Origin of the sequence: Lachnospira pectinoschiza (assembly GCF_900103815.1) — a bacterium.
GTDB classification, from domain to species: Bacteria; Bacillota; Clostridia; order Lachnospirales; family Lachnospiraceae; genus Lachnospira; species Lachnospira pectinoschiza_B.
In genome coordinates this window covers 754,608-771,993 of the sequence record NZ_FNHZ01000001.1, presented here as the reverse complement: position 1 = coordinate 771,993, position 17,386 = coordinate 754,608, and the positions used below count along the sequence as shown (strand labels likewise).

The window sequence follows — 17,386 nt, the reverse complement described above, 5'->3', positions numbered from 1 at the left end:
AAAATTAAGAAATACAAATATAAATGAGGAGATTGCTATGTTAAACGTTGGACAGTTAAATGAAGGTTTCGTACTTGACCATATTGAAGCTGGCAAGGCTATGGAAATCTATAATAAACTTGGACTTGGCTTACTTGATTGTCAGGTAGCTATTATAAAGAATGCTCGTTCTAATAAAATGGGCAAAAAAGATATCATTAAAATTGAGGGTGGTCTTGATTTAGTAGATTTAGACGCACTTGGTTTTATTGATCATAACATCACTGTTAATGTAATTAAGAACGGTGAAATCGTTGAGAAAAAGACACTTTCTCTTCCAAAGGAAATTACTAATATTATCTTCTGTAACAACCCAAGATGCATTACTTCAATTGAACAGGGGTTAAAGCACGTATTCTTCCTTGCAGATGAGGAAAAGCAGGTTTACAGATGTAAATACTGTGAAGAAAAATATAATAGATAATGCATCCAAAATTTAATAATATAAATGGCCTAGGCAATTGCCTAGGCCTGTAAAAAATAACAGCAGCCATCACTGGCTGCTGTTATTTTATTATAAATGAGCAAAACTATAAGCCGGGTTATGTCGAATTGCTTCGTGATGATCATCTATCTAGTTCTACTGTTGCCAATAGACTCAAGCGACCTACCTAAAACACGCCGGGCAGACGTAATGTTTTTACTCGGTCTTGCTTCGAATGGGGTTTACATAGCCAATCTTGTTACCAAGACTGCGGTGGTCTCTTACTCCACCTTTCCACCCTTACCATAAAATGGCGGTATATCTCTGTTGCACTAGCCTTGGAGTCGCCTCCACCGGACGTTATCCGGCATCCTGCCCTATGAAGCCCGGACTTTCCTCACCTACTTCCTTTCGGAAATGTAGCCGCGATCATCTGTCTTACTCATATATAAATCTGAAATTGTAATTACAACTTTTAAGCCCCTTCAGTTGCTAGTCTTGATTCGTAAACGATCTGATATACATCAATCTTAAACTGATCATCACTAGTAATACCAATGAAACGGCATCCATAAGTTGTTTCTGGTTCGCCTCTATTCTCCATGCGAACTACTTCGATAATTGCTTCAAAGGATTCCTTGTTATCAAGCTTGATAATAGTATCATGATATGAGTTTAACTTAAACTTTCTATCTGACTTAAATGCAATACCATCCTTTGAAATGTTAAGAGTATTAACAGAAACTGCTTTGCCTGAAATACCCGTAACAAAATTATCCCCTAATTGCTTTAATGCAATGACTGCGTCGATGTCAGTCCTTTTAGACTTTCTTCGTTCAACCATCTTATTACCTCCAGTTTTAATCCTCTCTACTAGTATTATTTTAGCACAACAGTGCATTAATTAACAACCGATATGACAGGATTTTTCATTAAACGCTCATTAAATTTACTGTATCTCATTGTCTGTAATAAACATTGCATCACCAAAGCTAAAGAATCTATACTTCTCCTCTACTGCTATCTTGTATGCATTAAGTACATTTTCTCTGCCAGCAAGGGCTGAAACAAGCATAACTAGAGTAGATTCTGGTAAGTGGAAATTAGTTATAAGGCAATCAATTGTCTTAAACTTATAACCTGGATAGATGAAAATGTCTGTCCAGCCTGTCTTAGCAGGCACTGTACCGTCTTCGTTAGCTACAGACTCAATAGTTCTTGTAGAAGTTGTTCCTACAGAAATTACTCTGCCACCATTCTTCTTAGTCTCATTTATTATATCGGCAGCTTCCTGGCTAACCATATAGAATTCTGAGTGCATGTGGTGATCTAAGATATTCTCAACCTTAACAGGTCTAAATGTACCAAGACCTACGTGAAGGGTTACTCTTGCGATTTTAACGCCCTTTTCCTCGATAGCCTTAAGTAATTCATTAGTAAAATGTAAACCTGCTGTAGGGGCTGCAGCTGAGCCCTTATGAGTTGCATAAACTGTCTGGTATCTATCCTTATCTTCAAGCTTATGTGTTATATATGGTGGAAGTGGCATCTGTCCTAAGTCATCAAGAATTTCTTCAAAAATACCCTCGTATTCAAACTGAATAATTCTATTACCATCATCAACAATGTCCTTAACTTCAGCAACAAGCTTACCATCACCAAAGCTAATTCTAGCTCCAACCTTAGCTTTTTTACCTGGTTTAACTAAAACTTCCCATGTATCCTTTAAATCCTCTTTACGCTTAAGTAAAAGCACTTCAATGCCTGCGCCTGTACCTTCCTTCTCACCGTAAAGTCTTGCAGGAATAACCTTAGTATCATTAAGAACTAAGCAATCCCCTGGATTAAGATAGTCAATAATATCTCTAAAAATCTTATGTTCTAGTTTTCCTGTGTTCTTATTAAGAACCATAAGTCTAGATGAAGATCTATCAGATAGTGGATCCTGAGCAATTAACTCCTCTGGTAAATCATAGTCAAAATCATGTAAATCCATCATTAAACACCTATAAATATGACCAACGCGATCATACCCTTTCTTTTATCAAAAACTAACTTCGGGAAGCGATCTTACAAAACTCCCCGAAGTTAGTATTTTATCATTTATTTGTTATTATAAAAAGTGAAAAGTTTAAAATTAAGCTCTTAATTCAACGCCTGCTGCTGATAAATCCTTTAAGATGTTATCCATTACTGGTGTAATGTCCTTATCTTCAAGAGTTCTATCATTAGCTCTAAATGCGATTGAGTAAGCTACTGACTTAAAGCCTTCCTTAATCTGGCTACCTTCGTAAATATCGAATAAGTTATAGCTTTCAACTAACTTGCCACCACGCTTAGCAATAATAGCTTCAACGTCACCAACTGGCATAGTCTTTGGCATTACCATACTTAAATCTCTTGTTACAGCAGGGAACTTAGCAATTCCTGTGTACTTAATATCGAAGTTAGCAAGCTCTGTTACTACTGGCATATCAAGAACTGCAACATAAGCTCTATCACCAATACCGTAAGTATCAGCTACCTTAGGATGAACCTCACCTAAGTAACCAAGTACTTTACCTTCATAAGAGATTTCAGCCTGTCTACCTGGATGTAAGAAGTTCTTCTTAGCATCTGCATTATATGTTAACTTGTTGCTAATTCCAATTTCATCAAGGAATTCTTCAACAACACCCTTCATTGTAAAGAAGTCGCCATCACCAAAGAAACCAAGTGTGAACTGAACTCTCTCATCTGGAAGTTCTTCACCTGTTGGAATATAAACCTTAGCAAGCTCGAATAACTTAACGTTCTTGTTACGTCTGTTATAGTTTGTTGAAAGGCTGTTTAACATACCATTAAGTGGAAGTGTTCTCATGATTGAGAAATCTTCACCAAGTGGGTTAGAAATAACAATAGTCTTTCTTAACTTATCATCTGCATCAAGCAATAACTTATCAAATACCTTAGGGCTTTCAAATGAATATGTCATAGCTTCTGAGAAACCAGCAAACTTAGCAATTCTAGCAGCCTCTAATTCAACTTCCTGCTTAAATGAAATCTTACCCATTGTAGTTGCACCATGAGGAAGAGTTGTAGGAATGTTGTCATAACCAAAGAATCTAGCAACTTCTTCAGCGATATCAGCATTTCTAAGTAAATCCTGTCTAAATGTAGGAATAATTAATTCATTGCTATCCTTATCATATTCAATTTCAAGTCTCTTAAAATATGTCATCATATCATCAACTGATACATTTGTACCAAGTAATGCATTAATTCTTTCTGGCTCGAAAGTAATTCTCTTTCTTTCATTCTTAACTGGGTAAATGTCAATAGCACCACCAACAACTACACCAGCACCAAGTTCTTCAATAAGCTGACAAGCTCTATCCATAGCTGCCATAGCATTCTCTGGATCAAGGCCCTTTTCAAACTTACCTGAAGCATCTGTACGAAGACCAACTCTCTTAGCTGACTTTCTAATGTTAGTACCATCAAATGTAGCAGCCTCGAAAAGCATTGTCTTAACATTGTCAGTAATCATAGAGTTTTCGCCACCCATGATACCTGCAATACCAATAGCCTTCTTACCATCATTAATCATAAGCACTTCTGAATCAAGATTTCTTTCCTGACCATCAAGTGTTACAAACTTTTCTCCGTCCTTTGCTCTTGCAACAACGATCTTTCTATCTTCAATAGTTTCAAGGTCGTAAGCATGCATTGGCTGACCATATTCTTCCATAACATAGTTTGTAATATCAACGATGTTATTAATAGGTCTAATACCAGCTGTCATAAGTCTTCTTCTCATCCACTCTGGAGATGGAGCAAGCTTAATATCCTTTACAACTCTAGCTGTGTAGCGCTTGCAAAGGTCGCTATCCTTAACTTCAACCTTAATATAATCATTAACGTCCTCATCGTTACCTGTCTTAGTAACAACTGGAGCCTTAAATTCCTTCTTAAATGTAGCTGCTGCCTCTCTTGCAATACCAATTACACTATAGCAGTCTACTCTGTTGTTAGTAATTTCATATTCGTAAACAACATCATCAAGACCAAGATACTCAATTGCTGATGAACCAACTTCTGCATCATCACCAAGGAAGTAGATACCGTCTGGATCTGCACCTGGGAAGAATTCAGAAGAAACACCAAGCTCTTCCATAGAGCACATCATACCAAATGATTCAACTCCACGAAGCTTACCCTTCTTAATCTTAATTCCATTCTCTGGAAGTGCGCCACCATCGTGACCACCAGCTACCTTACCACCATCAAGTACTACGATAACCTTCTGTCCTGAACTTCCAACCTTAACATTTGGAGCACCTGTTACGATCTGTAAAACTTCTGTTCCAACGTTAACCTTACAAACTACTAACTTGCTAGCATCTGGATGAGCCTCAACAGACTCAATCTGGCCAACAACGATTTTCTCTAAGTTCTTATTATATCTTTCAAATCCCTCAACCTTTGTACCTGAAAGTGTCATAGCATCACGGAATTCCTGATCAGTACACTCAAGGCCTGGGACCATAGCTTTAATCCAATTTAAAGATGTATTCATGATTTAATCTCCCTTTTAGTTGCTTTTCTTATTTAAATTCCTAAAGTTAGAACTGCTTTAAGAATCTTTCATCATTCTCGTATAGAAGTCTCATATCATCGATTTCATACTTAAGAAGTGCAATTCTCTCTAAGCCGATACCAAATGCAAATCCTGTGTACTTATCCTTATCGATGCCGCTCATTTCAAATACGTGAGGATGAATCATACCACAACCAAGGATTTCAATCCAACCTTCACCCTTACACATACGACAACCCTTACCGCCGCACTTAAAGCAGCTTACATCCATTTCTGCACTAGGTTCTGTAAATGGGAAGTGATGAGGTCTAAACTTAACCTTTGTCTCTGGTCCAAAGAGCTGCTTAGCAAATTCAGCAAGTGTACCCTTTAAATCAGCAAATGTAATATTCTCATCAATTACCATACCTTCAACCTGATGGAAGCAAGGTGAATGTGTAGCATCAACTTCATCTGCTCTATAAACTCTACCAGGACTAATCATCTTGATTGGGAGCTTTCCTCTTTCCATCTCATGAACCTGAACTGATGAAGTCTGAGTTCTAAGTAATGTCTTCTCATCAATATAGAATGTATCCTGTTCATCCTTAGCTGGATGGTTTGCAGGAATGTTAAGTGCCTCGAAGTTGTAGTAATCATATTCAACTTCTGGACCTTCAACAACTTCATAACCCATACCAACGAAAATCTTCTTAACCTCTTCAAGAGCTAATGTATTAGGATGACTATGTCCTACATTAGTCTTCTTAGCTGGAAGTGTTACATCAATTACTTCAGACTTTAACTTAGCTTCAAGAGCCTTACTAGCTAAGCTCTTCTTTGCATCTTCTAAAACTTCCTCGATTGCTGCTCTTGTTTCATTAACAATCTGACCAACCTTAGGTCTTTCTTCTGGTGCAACATCCTTCATTCCCTTTAGTATTTCTGTAAGTTCACCCTTCTTACCTAAAAAGGCTACTCTGATATCATTTAATTTATCAAGAGAATCAGCTTCATTAATCTTAGCAAGCGCATTCTCTTTAAGCTTTACTAGTCTCTCGTTCATAATAACTCCTCAATATAACGTAGTAGTGTTTACTGACCCTCTCCAAGGTCCAAAAAACCATTTCTTATTGTAACACAACCCCTAATTTTTGCAATAATTTATAATTTATTATCTATTAAAATGCATGCTTTCTCTCATACATCTCAACAACCCTTAATGCATCCGCAGCATATTGTGGATTTTTGTTAGTTACATTTTTAATATTATTCTTAGCTTCCTTAATACGGTTCTCATTGTACTCAATCTGACCACGAAGCTTCTGTCTTCTAGAGGTTAACTTATGTCTAATCTCCACCATTTCCTTATCAGAAAGAATGGCTCTAGCTTGAGACAGCCAGATATGAGGATCGTAAAGGTCAAGCATGCGTAAAATGTCTTCAAGCTCTTTTTCTGCAGAACTAAGAGCAGAAGTCATCTCCACAAGATGTTTTTGATCAGCTCGCATAATATTAAAGAGTTTAAATTTTTCTGCAAGCTCATAAGAACTTGTAATATCATACTTAGCATACTCGTAATCTAATGTGTTAGCAGCGTTTATGTACTTAATCTTCACCTTATTAAGAAGAGTTGTGGCCTTGTTTATCTTATTTTCCACCACATAGACTTCTCTTTCAGTACGACGAAGAAGGGCAAACATAAAGAGTGCAAGGGCTGCTGCCAAAGCAGTCACAATAACAAATAGTAAAGTGTTAGCATCATCTTGAAGCTTAAACATTGCTATAACAAATACCACAAATACCACCATAAGGCAAATAATTGTAGTAATAGCAAGGCTTCTAATGTTTAACTGACGTCTAACTAAAGACCTAGCCTCTGACTTAAGATTGATTCTCTCGCCCTCAAGCATTCTCATGTCTCGCTTTACATTTTCATAATAATTCTCTTGGCTCTGGATATCATCAATAGCTCCTGGAATCTGGTCTTCTAGGCTCTCTAGCTTTCTAAAGACCTCCATAGGAAGCTGATTTCCCATACCCCTGCTAATGCGTCTATCCGTTGTAAGATTTTCCACACGCTCCGCGGCATTCTCTACCTTAAGCTTCATATTGGTTGGTGCATCGCAAATCTTATTGGTATCCTCGTAATACTCAGCCACTGTCTCATATTCAAGCTTAGCTCTCTCCACATAAGAAGAGGCCTCCTCCATAATGTCGCACTGGCTCTTAACATAAATCTCCATATCCTGAGGCATGAAAGTACTTGTATTTACCTTATCAAGAGCCTTTGGCTTTTTAGAAACATCTGGCAAATCTATCTCTAGCTTGTCGATTTCTCTATCCACCTTGCTAGTCTCAAGTTTTCTATAAAGCTCCTTCTCATTATCAACCCCCATTTGCTGATAAATATCCTCATCCGTTTGGATGTCTAGTCGCTTTTTTCCATTCTTAATATATAAAGAGTCCTTGCCCTCTTCTAGGCCTTCCTCAATTTTTTCCTTCTGTTTTTCCTTGTTAGCCTCAACATTTATCTTCTCAACGGTCTTTATAAGATTTTGAGCCTGAACAGAATTTAGAAGTTCGTCGTATTTCTCCTCTTCCCTTCTTAAATCCTTTTGATTCTTTACATTCTTTTTGCGGCCTGCCACATCACTTTCTTCTGGCAGCCTATTTCCAGAACCATCAAAACCAAGACCTGCAAAAAGCTCGCCCATATCATAGCTTTTAAGGTCCTTTTTAAAATCCTCGTCTGTTAAATTCTCGTCTGTATCTAAGGGCTCGTCCTCATAGACTAGGTCCTCTAGATTATCTAGATCATACTCATCATCAATGCTCTTTTTTATAAATTTGAAAATCCCCATAGCCACTCCTTTTAATTAGATACTAGCTGTATATTTTAAATATTCCTCTTTCCACTTAGCTAAAATGTCCTTTATTTTCAAATTAAATTCTGAAATTTTACCTTCATCCTTTAACTTAAATACTTCCTCTAATTCCTTGAATTTTTCGCTAAATCTGGCGTTATCCATAAGTGTCTCCATTTCACTTCGAATAACATATTCGTCTTCGCTTATGTCCAAATTTTCCAAATTGCTATATAAATGTATCAAGGCATCACAAGTCTTTAGCATACGCTTAGTCTCTTCATGCTGGCTGATTTTATAGCTCTCTTCAAAATATTTTCTAGCCATTTCATATAAGAACATCCTTGCATAAGCCACTCCTAGGTTGTGAAGAATTTTTGCATAAAAAGGACTTCCCAAATCTTCTAGAGAGTAGTTATTAATTATCTCAAGATAGCAGTCAATGGCGCTATAATAGCACTTATTGCTTAAATAACTATCCGCTCTTTTTTCAAATCTTTCAAAAGGTGTCTGACTTGAAAGAGTATTTAGAATCTCTCTTATTTTCTCAATTTCAGCAATAGTATAATAATCAATAGACTTTAATATGGTTACAAGCATTTCTGCAAGACCTGCATTATTCTCTCTTAGATAATCTAGTCTATTAGCAAGGTTTACTTCCCCTAGCTCATTTTTTAGAAAATCTATCAACCTATCGTCTATAAAATCATTAGCTATTAAATAAATATTGTTGTAAATGTAGTAACAAAGCTCTTGGCTTGTATAAATTCTAATCCCCGTACTATAAACCCTGTAGGGATTAGTTGCCATTTTTGTTCTACAAAGTATCATTCCACTCATAAGCACTCCTTAAATAGCAAAATCCAAATCCTTATAAACTAGCTTGCCAGAAGATTTAAAGAAATCTCCAAAGCCTAAATCCTTAACTACAATTTGGCATCTATCTGACGAAAAGAATTTCACAGATATAGAAATCCTAGTAGTCTTTCCCTCTCTATAAGGAAAATCTGATATATCAATAGATTCATCATCAAATCTATTATCTGCTGTAAGAATATGCAATTTAATCTCCCTCATATCCTCAATTATAAAATCAATACTTCTATCTGCCATAAACCAGTTAGTGCCTGGCTTAATAAGTCTAAAGCGCTTTGGCACGCCTTTGTCTAGAATATCAAGCTCAATGCCCACCATAATTCTTTGCTCAGATAAAAGCACTGTATTATCAAAAACCTTAGGTCTAATATATTCAAGAGCTGAATAGCAAGCCCCCTTAGAATAAAGATTATTACCTATAAAGGCCTTCTTTCTACTTGTAATTAACTTAGTGTAATTCTTGGGTAACTTATCTGTATTAAAGCCTGCTCCCGTTAGATAGATTGAGGAAATCATTTTCCTATCTAAAAATTCATTAAGGCTTGAAATAAGTAAATCCTCCACATCCTCTAAGCTCTTTTCCTTATTTAGAACCTCTTTAAATTCAATGGAATTATAGATTTTCTTATCCTCAATAATATAGTCCACGTTGTTGCTTCGTTTTGAGTTTAGCCTTATATATTTAAGTCCATTTTCTTCAAAATCCACAAGACAAACTCCCCCAATGTATAACTCGCGTTTCTGAGAATATGCATAATAGGCAAAGCTCTCTCCTTTACTAATGACCTGGCTGTTTGCCTGATTTAGCCCTAGATTTTGAAAGACTCTTTTAATAGCATTTAAATAGTCGATGCTATAATTATGAAGCACCACAGTTAGACAAGAAATTACGCTAATCCCTGTTTTATTAGCCGCAGCATCTAAAAGGCTAGATAAGAGATTAGTAAGCTCTCTATATTCTCCTTCTCTTACCCCTTCCACGTCTTTAACCAATTCCTTTAAAGGCTTATTAAGAAAATATTCCTGCCTATTATCAAATTCTAGCTGATTTACTATATTGTTGTTGTAATCGTAGTAGCTAAGCATGGCCACGTCTTCATTTAAATCCATACCAATTATTAAGCCTGACACATTTTCTAAACTCTCCATTGATTAATCCTTTCGCATCTTAAACGTCTCATCAACTACAAAATCCTCAACCAAATAACTTTCCATAACCCTTCTTAAAGTCATGTAATCTCTAAGTTCGTTGCTAGCAAAGCAGTCGTTAATATTATCAAAACGGCCCCTGCTTGTCTCCCCAAATAGATTAGTAAACTCTATTGTATTCTCGGCGGTCTTAGTACATTTTCCCTCGCCTTCAATAGTGAAGTAATACCTTAAGCTATCTCCGTAGAAGAGATTAAATTTATATGTAAATAGACCGAAATCCGTAGAGTTCATAAGCTCACTAGTAAACTTAGTAGAAGACTCATTTAAAATGTAATGAATCATTACTTTATGATTTGGGCTTGCTATGCATTCAAGAATCGTTGCTCCCACTAGGTTATAAGGAAGTCTAAGGTAATTGCTTAGGTTAGAATAAAAGCTAAGCATAATATTTTTCTTGCAAAGGTAATCTATAACCTTTTGAGCAAGTCCCCTTCTTTCCTCTTCCTTTAGTAGCTCTGGCTTTCTTGAAATTTCTTTTAAATAAGCCACGTAACATATATCTGCAAGACCTACATTTTCAGCAATACTTCTTTCAATTACCTTATAGATAACCTCGTTTGCCTTCTTACCCTTAACAATAAAGAGGTAGGAATTATAGGCTAGGTAAGCCTTTGTAATAAGCTTAATGCCGTGGTGGCTGTAGTAATCTGTAAAGACTTCTGTTAGTCTGCCATTATGAACCCCACTAAACATCATCTGAATAATGACTCTTTCAGAAAGTTCTGTGACATCAAGGCCGAAGTTTTGGCAGGTCTTCCACAACTTGTAAAAGTCCTCATTAGAACAAGAAGCATATCTTAGCATGTATATAAGCAAGTCCTCATTATAAACTCTGTTTGCAAAGAGGTAACTTGCAATAAAGTCTAGTTCCTTAGATTCCTCAAAATTATTATTTGTAATTAAATGATCTGTAAGTCTAAGTAGCTTAGCAGGATAAACTCCTCTAAAGCCATATTCCTGCCCCAATTCATAGGCCTCATCATAGAGCTTATTATTTAGAGCTATCTCAATAAGTCTAATGCCATCTTCTCTTTTTAGCTTTGACTTAATAAGTAGGGCTAATACACTTTCTGCATTTTCAAATTCATTTAATTCATAATAATATTTAATAAGCCATGAATTAACCTTTAGCTTAAAGTTATAGTCCATAAGTGGATTAACTAAAATGTATTTATATCCACCAAGGGTTTCCTCAGATTTATCCCCCTTTTTGTGACTATCATAAGCCCAGTTAATCAAAAAGCCTTCGTTTGAAATATCAAATTGTCTAAGGGTATTCATAGAAACCATATCTGTCATTAAAGGTTTGATTTCATGCTCTATGCCCTCTTTTCTAATAACTCCATCCTCGCATAAAAAGCAGATGGCAGAGTTATTAGTATAAATTGGAATATAGCAAACTCCCTGCTTAAGCTCGTAAAAATCAAGGCTAGCTTTTTCTGTTAGCTTAACCACTACCGCCTTAACTTTCTTATCCTTAACAGTGATTTTATTGATGTAATTAAGAATGGATATAAAGTTTGCGTTGTCCTCGTTTACAAGTTCCCCTCTCAATACATTTTTGTAAATAATGGACATATCCTCGTTTATAAAGCCAAGCTTTAGTTGTTCAATTGCAAAGTTTTCTATAATTCTTTCATAAGCCTCATACTCTTCCTTATAAACTCCCTTATTATCTAGAATATTGGCATAAAGGAAAGCCTTATCCTCTCTAGATAAAGAGTTATCATACATAAAATACATAAGCACAGGCTTAGGAAATACCACATTCATAGACCTAGGACAGCTAGAAATATAATACTCATAAATTCTTGTTATCTTAAAGCCCTTTACAATGGCAAGCTCGATATAGTGGTTGTTATCCTCACTATCAAGGCCTGCTCTAACTAGGTGCTTTACTAGTGGCTCTAAAATGCTATCAAGCTTATACATGTTATAAAGAATCTTTAAAATTGCTAGCTGCTCGTTACTTGCATACTTAAGCTCATCCACCACATCAGCAATCTGTCTTGCAAGATTTTCATGAATCGCACTGTGGCGAATACCAAAGGTTACAACCTTTAACTCAAAGTCGTCGAGAACTCTAAATAATTCTGGATGGCTATTAAAGATTCTAAGGGCCTCATAATACATAACAGGACTTGTGCAGCCCTTTGATATAATCTCCTTTAGGCGAACTAGTCTTATACTTCTATTCTTCTCATTTTCTGTATTAAGATAGAATAAAACCCAGAGAATCTGCCAGCTCTTATTGCCGCTTTCATAGATTCCCCTAACCTGATTTATTACCTTTCTTGTGTAATCTCCTGACTTTAAAAGTAGACTATTTACATAGAGAAAATAAGCGTAATTTACAGGGTTTGAGTGCATACTAGCTAGAGCTTCTACCTTTACCTCTTCAATAATCTCTGAGGCTAGATCATCCTCCCCAGTAATTACAAAGCTCTGGGCAAGGGCTAGTTTTAAAAATATATCTCCCTTTGTAGAAGAATAATATTTATTTACAATTTCTCTTACGTGACTTATAAAATCATCACGTCGAATAATATTCATTCTGTAATCAAGATACTCCATAACTAGATGCTTATAGGCAAGCTTACTTTCTTTATGTCTAGTTTTTTCTTCAGATTTTAGAATCTGTGTATCCTCTTTAATTTCAATGATATAATCTAGATTTACGTTAAAAGAACGAAGTCGTATTTTTGCAAAATTATTACCCTTATGTAATTTTTCTACATCAATAAAATATTCAACTTCGCAGATATCTCCTGTGAAATCATCCTGATTTAAGCTAGTATTCTCTAGCTTAATAAATTCCTCATCACAAGATAAATCGAGTTTAAAATTTCCCCAGCCCGATTTTTTTATTACAAAAAAGTCTTTAAGATTACTGTTTGGGCATTCATAGATTTTCTTAGTTTCAGCTAGCTTAAAGCTAGTTGCCACCTTCTTATTTAGGGCAATTAAAAACTCTTCAATAGATTCTAGTCCGTGCTCACGATTCTTTAGGGCATCGTAAATATTAGATAGCTTTTCATCATTTTCCAAAAAGATATCCTTAAAATCTGGACTAAAAAAGATTTCCATAGCCTCGCTTGGGGCTGTTTGGTAGAGGTTTGTAAAATGAAAGAGATTAGATGCATTACCAAGACTAGTCTCCACAAACTTTTCAATGCACTTAAAAGAGTAAGGGATTTCAAGTTCGCCAGCTTCACTAATAACCACAAACTTTCCCTCTAAACTCTCCTTTTTCTTTAAATCCCTGCCATCCACTCTATATCTAATAACTATATTAGTTCCGGCAAAATTCTTATCAATAATTTCCACTCTTAAATCAGAGGCAAAAACCATTCCTCTCAATGGATTTGATGCCTCTAATTCAAAGCTAGACTCAGTTATAAGGTCTTTTGCAATATCAAGTCTTACTATCTCTCCCTTACACTTAAGTCGATTTTCTTCAAAATTAAATTTTCCTCTTGATAGACGATTTACATAATCTCTCATTTGGAACCCCTCCCATTTTTAACTAGTTTAAAAATCTAGCATCTACTCTTCAATATAAAACTTCTCCTCTTTGTATTCGTCTGGCAAATACTGCTGCTCCACGAAATGTCCTGGATAGGCATGTGGATACTTATAACCAACTCCATGTCCAAGCTTTGCGGCCCCCTTATAATGGGCGTCTTGCAAATGTGTTGGCACCGGCACCTGCTTATGAGTCTTTACAAATTCTAGAGCTCTATCAATTGCCATATAACTTGCATTACTCTTTGGCGCCTTGGCTATATAAATAGCTGCCTCTGCTAAGATTATTCTAGCCTCTGGCATACCCACTCTTTCAACTGCAAGGCAGGCAGAAACTGCAACATTTAGTGCATTAGGATCTGCCATTCCTACATCTTCACTAGCACAAATCATAATTCTTCTAGCAATAAACTTTATATCTTCCCCAGCATAAAGCATCTTAGCTAGATAATAAGCAACTGCATCTGGGTCTGAACCTCTCATACTCTTTATAAAAGCTGAAATTGTATCATAGTGATTATCCCCGTCACTATCATATCTTACTGCCCTTTTTTGAATACAGTTTTGTGCTACTTCTATATCGATATGTATCTTTCCATCTTCGCTTTTATCTGTTGTTAAAATGCCAAGCTCAATGGCATTTAGAGCGCTTCTAGCATCTCCATTAGAAATATCTGCTAGAAAATCAAGTGCCTCTTCATCAATTTCAGCATTATAGGAACCCATACCATTAACTTCATCATAAACGGCTCTCTTTAAAATTACCTTTATGTCTTCTTTTTTCAAAGGCATAAGTTCAAAAATAATTGATCTAGATATAAGAGCGGCATTTACTTCAAAGTAAGGATTCTCAGTAGTTGCACCTACTAATACTAAAGTTCCATCCTCCACATAAGGAAGGAGGAAGTCCTGCTGCCCCTTATTAAATCTGTGAATCTCATCTATAAAAAGTATTGTCTTTTTCCCATACATAGCCAGGTTATCCTTAGCAGCCTTAACCACTTCTTCCATATCCTTTTTACCGGCTATTGTGGCATTTATCTGTCTAAAGTCTGCGCTTGTTGTATTGGCAATAACTTTTGCAAGGGTTGTCTTTCCTGTTCCTGGAGGTCCATAAAAGATAACTGAGCTTAACTTATCTGCCTTAATTGCTCTATAAAGTAAGCTATCCTTACCAATTATGTGCTCCTGACCTACTATATCATCTAATGTCTTAGGTCTTAGTCGCATAGCAAGAGGGGATTCCTTCTTGCTATTATTTTCTCTCATATAATCAAACAAATCCATATTAATACCTAACTTGTCCTATTTACTTTAACTTAGTTCCTAACCAGAATCTTGCTATCTTTCCTACCTCACTAAGAGATCCTCCCTTAGTTGAGCAAGTGCATAAAAGCTCGCTTGATGCGTAGAAATATAGCTTATTCTTATATTTTACCATACCAATGTTAGTAGTAAGATTATCTCCTGTGTAAATCTTTACAGCTGCGGCTGTGGAAGATTTTCTATAATAAATACTATTATCAACTATATAGCAAATAGCCTTACTATCATTACTTACAAGGCTAAGGGAACCATCATAAACATTGCTTTCAAGTTCCTTTTCCTCGCCCTTCTTAACCCTAACTAAATTAGAATCTCCATCAATAAAGTAAAGTTCCTTTGTAGAATAATTATACACCACATTTCTTGCAGTCTTAATATTATCTAGTTCCTCAAGACTTGATACTGTGTCCCCATCAAGCTTTGCAGAATAAACTGTATTAGTATTAAGAGCATATATATAATTATTAGCCTCATCATAGATAAACTCCATGCTTGAGTCTGAGGACTTAGTAAGAACTGTAGATTTAGCATCCTTAATATCATATAGATAATAAACATAACCAATGGCATAGACAAAGCTATTAGCCTTATCCCACTCATTTACTAAATCAGCACTATAGCTGTAGTAATTGTAATTATCTGAACTCATGCCTAAAAGATTAGTTACATTTCCCTCAAGACTAGTCTTTTTCTTAGTCTTATAGTTATATTCAAATAAATTACCATCATTATCTACTGCCACCACAAGGTTTTGGGCTGTATAAACATAATATTTACTGATATCCTCGCTTAAATTAATGGTTTGATATTCAAGGCCATCAAAAAATACAACGTTTAAGCTCTTGCTACCTGTACCACCCTCGTCATTTAGCTCTTCAGTTTCAGTATAAATCAAAACTCCGCTATCTCTTAGGGCTACTAATTCCTTTGAATTTTTGTTAGTGGCAAGCTTAACTGTTCCCTTACTTGTATTAACAATGATTTCGTAGTTGCCATCCTCAAGATAGGAAACGAAAGCTAAATAATCGCCGTCATTACTTGCCATCTCCTGCTTTATGCTGCCCTCTATATCAAGGTTTTCTGCCTGGTAAAATGTTTTCCCATCCACAGCAAATACAGCATCCGACTCGTCACAAACATAGCTAGACTCTAGATCTGTTACATTGTAAATCTTGTCGTTATAGCTAAAGAAAAGCTCGTAATTCTTTCTTGTTACCAACTTATAAATTCCAACAATTATAAGGACTAAGCACACTAGAGCTGCCACTAAAAAGGCTATTCTTCTAATGTTATATTTGAATTTCTTAGCCTTTCTAATTGAAACAGACTTAAGCGGTCCTTCTTCATTGTTCTCATTATTCTTATTTGAAGACTTGGTGTCTTTAGTTGACTTTCTCTTAGACTTTCTAAGCTTCTTTACTAAGCCCCTGGCCTTTCTTTTAAGCTTAGACATTTTATTCTCCTCAGAAAATAGACCATCTACAACTTCCATCAAATCAAATTCTTTTTTCTCTTCTTTTTTATCTTCTTCTAATTCTTCCTTACCCCTGTTTTTAAGTCTCTCTTCGTAGGCCTTCTTTCTTTTAAGGTAATCCGAATTATTTACAAGAACCACAGGTCCATCACAACGTGGACACTGAGGGCCTTCATATTCCTGACCACACTTTGGACAAAGCATAATCTCACCTCAACTCTTTAATCTATATTTATTAATATTATTTTACATTATTATACTAACTATTTAAAGTATTTCTTCTAATAACATATCTTTAGATTTGAATTTCTTGTCAAAGCAAATGTCCTCAAGCCTGTTAATTACACTAGCAATAATTCTAAAAGTCTCATCGTTTAGTGTAAAAGTATAAAGCTTATTAAGAGGGCTTGTAACGATATACTGTAGTGTATAGAGGGCATCTTTACTAAGTCTTACTGATGCAAAGCTCTCTGTTATACAATCGCCACAAACTACCCCATTAAGATCCTTTGCGTAAAATAATAAATTATCTTCCTTGCCACATTTTCTACAAGAGAAGAAATCCGGGCACTCTCCATTAATGGCAATCATTCTTAACTCGTAAATGTATCTAATTAAGGCGTTTGGAATCTGCTCCTTTAAAAGGGCCTTAAGGCTTACATATAAAAGGTTTATAAGCTCCTTCGCCTCAAGGTTTTCTCTTGAGTAATAATCTGCAATTTCTGCAAAATAATAGCCATAGCAAACCGCATCCAAGTCAGTTACTAACTTTTCAAAATACTCTTTTGCCACGGCCTTATATATGGTGTAGGAATTCCTTCCTCTATAAACTTCAAAATCAGCAAAGATAAAGGGTCTTGTAAGCCCTATCAAGCTGCTATTAGGTCGTCTAGCACCTTTAGCAAAAGCACTTATCTTACCTAATTCTTTTGTTAAAATAACAATTCTTCTATCTGACTCACCTACTGGCATGCTAGATAAAATAATTCCCGTAACATTAATTACTTCTGCCATAAGATATCCTTTCAGTTAGCTAATAATCCCCTTAATTATACTCCAAATAGGCAATAAAAAAAAGGCTGCTA

12 protein-coding genes and 1 other RNA gene are annotated in these 17,386 nt (G+C 35.7%); 1 reads left to right on the top strand and 12 read right to left on the bottom strand.

All coding sequences use genetic code 11. From position 1 onward, the window contains the following. Nucleotides 1-37 precede the first annotated feature (37 nt). Entirely contained in the window at nucleotides 38-463 is a 426-nt protein-coding gene (locus BLQ66_RS03205; protein ID WP_027430402.1) for an aspartate carbamoyltransferase regulatory subunit, read from the top strand. A gap of 93 nt (nucleotides 464-556) precedes the next feature. Here the strand turns inward: BLQ66_RS03205 and rnpB are convergent. From rnpB to recO, 12 genes are all read right to left on the bottom strand, one after another. Continuing rightward, nucleotides 557-908: RNase P RNA component class A (gene rnpB / locus BLQ66_RS03200), an RNA gene on the bottom strand. Between the two features lie 30 nt (nucleotides 909-938). After that, nucleotides 939-1,307: a PilZ domain-containing protein gene (locus BLQ66_RS03195; RefSeq protein WP_027430399.1), complete on the bottom strand. Its 369-nt coding sequence runs from the start codon at nucleotides 1,305-1,307 to the stop codon at nucleotides 939-941. Nucleotides 1,308-1,412: 105 nt separating this feature from the next. Continuing rightward, nucleotides 1,413-2,459: a tRNA preQ1(34) S-adenosylmethionine ribosyltransferase-isomerase QueA gene (queA, locus tag BLQ66_RS03190; protein WP_074520887.1), complete on the bottom strand. Its 1,047-nt coding sequence runs from the start codon at nucleotides 2,457-2,459 to the stop codon at nucleotides 1,413-1,415. 141 nt (nucleotides 2,460-2,600) lie between these two features. Continuing rightward, a complete protein-coding gene (gene pheT, locus BLQ66_RS03185; RefSeq protein ID WP_074520886.1) occupies nucleotides 2,601-5,021 on the bottom strand; it encodes a phenylalanine--tRNA ligase subunit beta in 2,421 nt (806 codons plus the stop codon). A gap of 46 nt (nucleotides 5,022-5,067) precedes the next feature. Further along, the gene (gene pheS / locus BLQ66_RS03180) at nucleotides 5,068-6,087 is read right to left on the bottom strand and encodes a phenylalanine--tRNA ligase subunit alpha (RefSeq protein WP_027430396.1); all 1,020 of its coding nucleotides are present in this window, start codon (nucleotides 6,085-6,087) and stop codon (nucleotides 5,068-5,070) included. Nucleotides 6,088-6,202: 115 nt separating this feature from the next. Continuing rightward, nucleotides 6,203-7,885 (bottom strand): hypothetical protein, encoded by a 1,683-nt coding sequence (locus BLQ66_RS03175; RefSeq protein WP_074520885.1) that lies wholly within the window; start codon nucleotides 7,883-7,885, stop codon nucleotides 6,203-6,205. 15 nt (nucleotides 7,886-7,900) lie between these two features. Continuing rightward, nucleotides 7,901-8,728: a tetratricopeptide repeat protein gene (locus tag BLQ66_RS03170; RefSeq protein ID WP_074520884.1), complete on the bottom strand. Its 828-nt coding sequence runs from the start codon at nucleotides 8,726-8,728 to the stop codon at nucleotides 7,901-7,903. 9 nt (nucleotides 8,729-8,737) lie between these two features. Next, nucleotides 8,738-9,913 (bottom strand): DUF5716 family protein, encoded by a 1,176-nt coding sequence (locus BLQ66_RS03165; protein WP_074520883.1) that lies wholly within the window; start codon nucleotides 9,911-9,913, stop codon nucleotides 8,738-8,740. Between the two features lie 3 nt (nucleotides 9,914-9,916). Beyond that, nucleotides 9,917-13,480, bottom strand: coding sequence for a DUF5717 family protein (locus BLQ66_RS03160; protein ID WP_074520882.1), 3,564 nt, complete (start codon nucleotides 13,478-13,480; stop codon nucleotides 9,917-9,919). A gap of 42 nt (nucleotides 13,481-13,522) precedes the next feature. Further along, on the bottom strand, nucleotides 13,523-14,788 hold the full coding sequence (locus tag BLQ66_RS03155; RefSeq protein WP_074520881.1) for a replication-associated recombination protein A: 1,266 nt from the start codon (nucleotides 14,786-14,788) through the stop codon (nucleotides 13,523-13,525). A 22-nt stretch (nucleotides 14,789-14,810) separates the two neighbouring features. Further along, nucleotides 14,811-16,505, bottom strand: a complete 1,695-nt coding sequence (locus BLQ66_RS03150; protein WP_074520880.1) for a hypothetical protein — start codon at nucleotides 16,503-16,505, stop codon at nucleotides 14,811-14,813. Between the two features lie 63 nt (nucleotides 16,506-16,568). Continuing rightward, nucleotides 16,569-17,315 (bottom strand): DNA repair protein RecO, encoded by a 747-nt coding sequence (recO, locus tag BLQ66_RS03145; protein ID WP_074520879.1) that lies wholly within the window; start codon nucleotides 17,313-17,315, stop codon nucleotides 16,569-16,571. Between the last annotated feature and the right edge of the window lie 71 nt (nucleotides 17,316-17,386).

What these genes read in the sequence shown, in the direction of transcription:
- BLQ66_RS03205 (WP_027430402.1), top strand. Translation starts at nt 38, where the DNA reads ATGTTAAACGTTGGACAGTTAAATGAAGGTTTCGTACTTGACCATATT.
- BLQ66_RS03175 (WP_074520885.1), bottom strand. Translation starts at nt 7,885, where the DNA reads ATGGGGATTTTCAAATTTATAAAAAAGAGCATTGATGATGAGTATGAT.
- recO (WP_074520879.1), bottom strand. Translation starts at nt 17,315, where the DNA reads ATGGCAGAAGTAATTAATGTTACGGGAATTATTTTATCTAGCATGCCA.
- queA (WP_074520887.1), bottom strand. Translation starts at nt 2,459, where the DNA reads ATGGATTTACATGATTTTGACTATGATTTACCAGAGGAGTTAATTGCT.
- BLQ66_RS03160 (WP_074520882.1), bottom strand. Translation starts at nt 13,480, where the DNA reads ATGAGAGATTATGTAAATCGTCTATCAAGAGGAAAATTTAATTTTGAA.
- BLQ66_RS03165 (WP_074520883.1), bottom strand. Translation starts at nt 9,913, where the DNA reads ATGGAGAGTTTAGAAAATGTGTCAGGCTTAATAATTGGTATGGATTTA.
- BLQ66_RS03155 (WP_074520881.1), bottom strand. Translation starts at nt 14,788, where the DNA reads ATGGATTTGTTTGATTATATGAGAGAAAATAATAGCAAGAAGGAATCC.
- pheT (WP_074520886.1), bottom strand. Translation starts at nt 5,021, where the DNA reads ATGAATACATCTTTAAATTGGATTAAAGCTATGGTCCCAGGCCTTGAG.
- BLQ66_RS03170 (WP_074520884.1), bottom strand. Translation starts at nt 8,728, where the DNA reads ATGAGTGGAATGATACTTTGTAGAACAAAAATGGCAACTAATCCCTAC.
- BLQ66_RS03195 (WP_027430399.1), bottom strand. Translation starts at nt 1,307, where the DNA reads ATGGTTGAACGAAGAAAGTCTAAAAGGACTGACATCGACGCAGTCATT.
- pheS (WP_027430396.1), bottom strand. Translation starts at nt 6,087, where the DNA reads ATGAACGAGAGACTAGTAAAGCTTAAAGAGAATGCGCTTGCTAAGATT.
- BLQ66_RS03150 (WP_074520880.1), bottom strand. Translation starts at nt 16,505, where the DNA reads ATGCTTTGTCCAAAGTGTGGTCAGGAATATGAAGGCCCTCAGTGTCCA.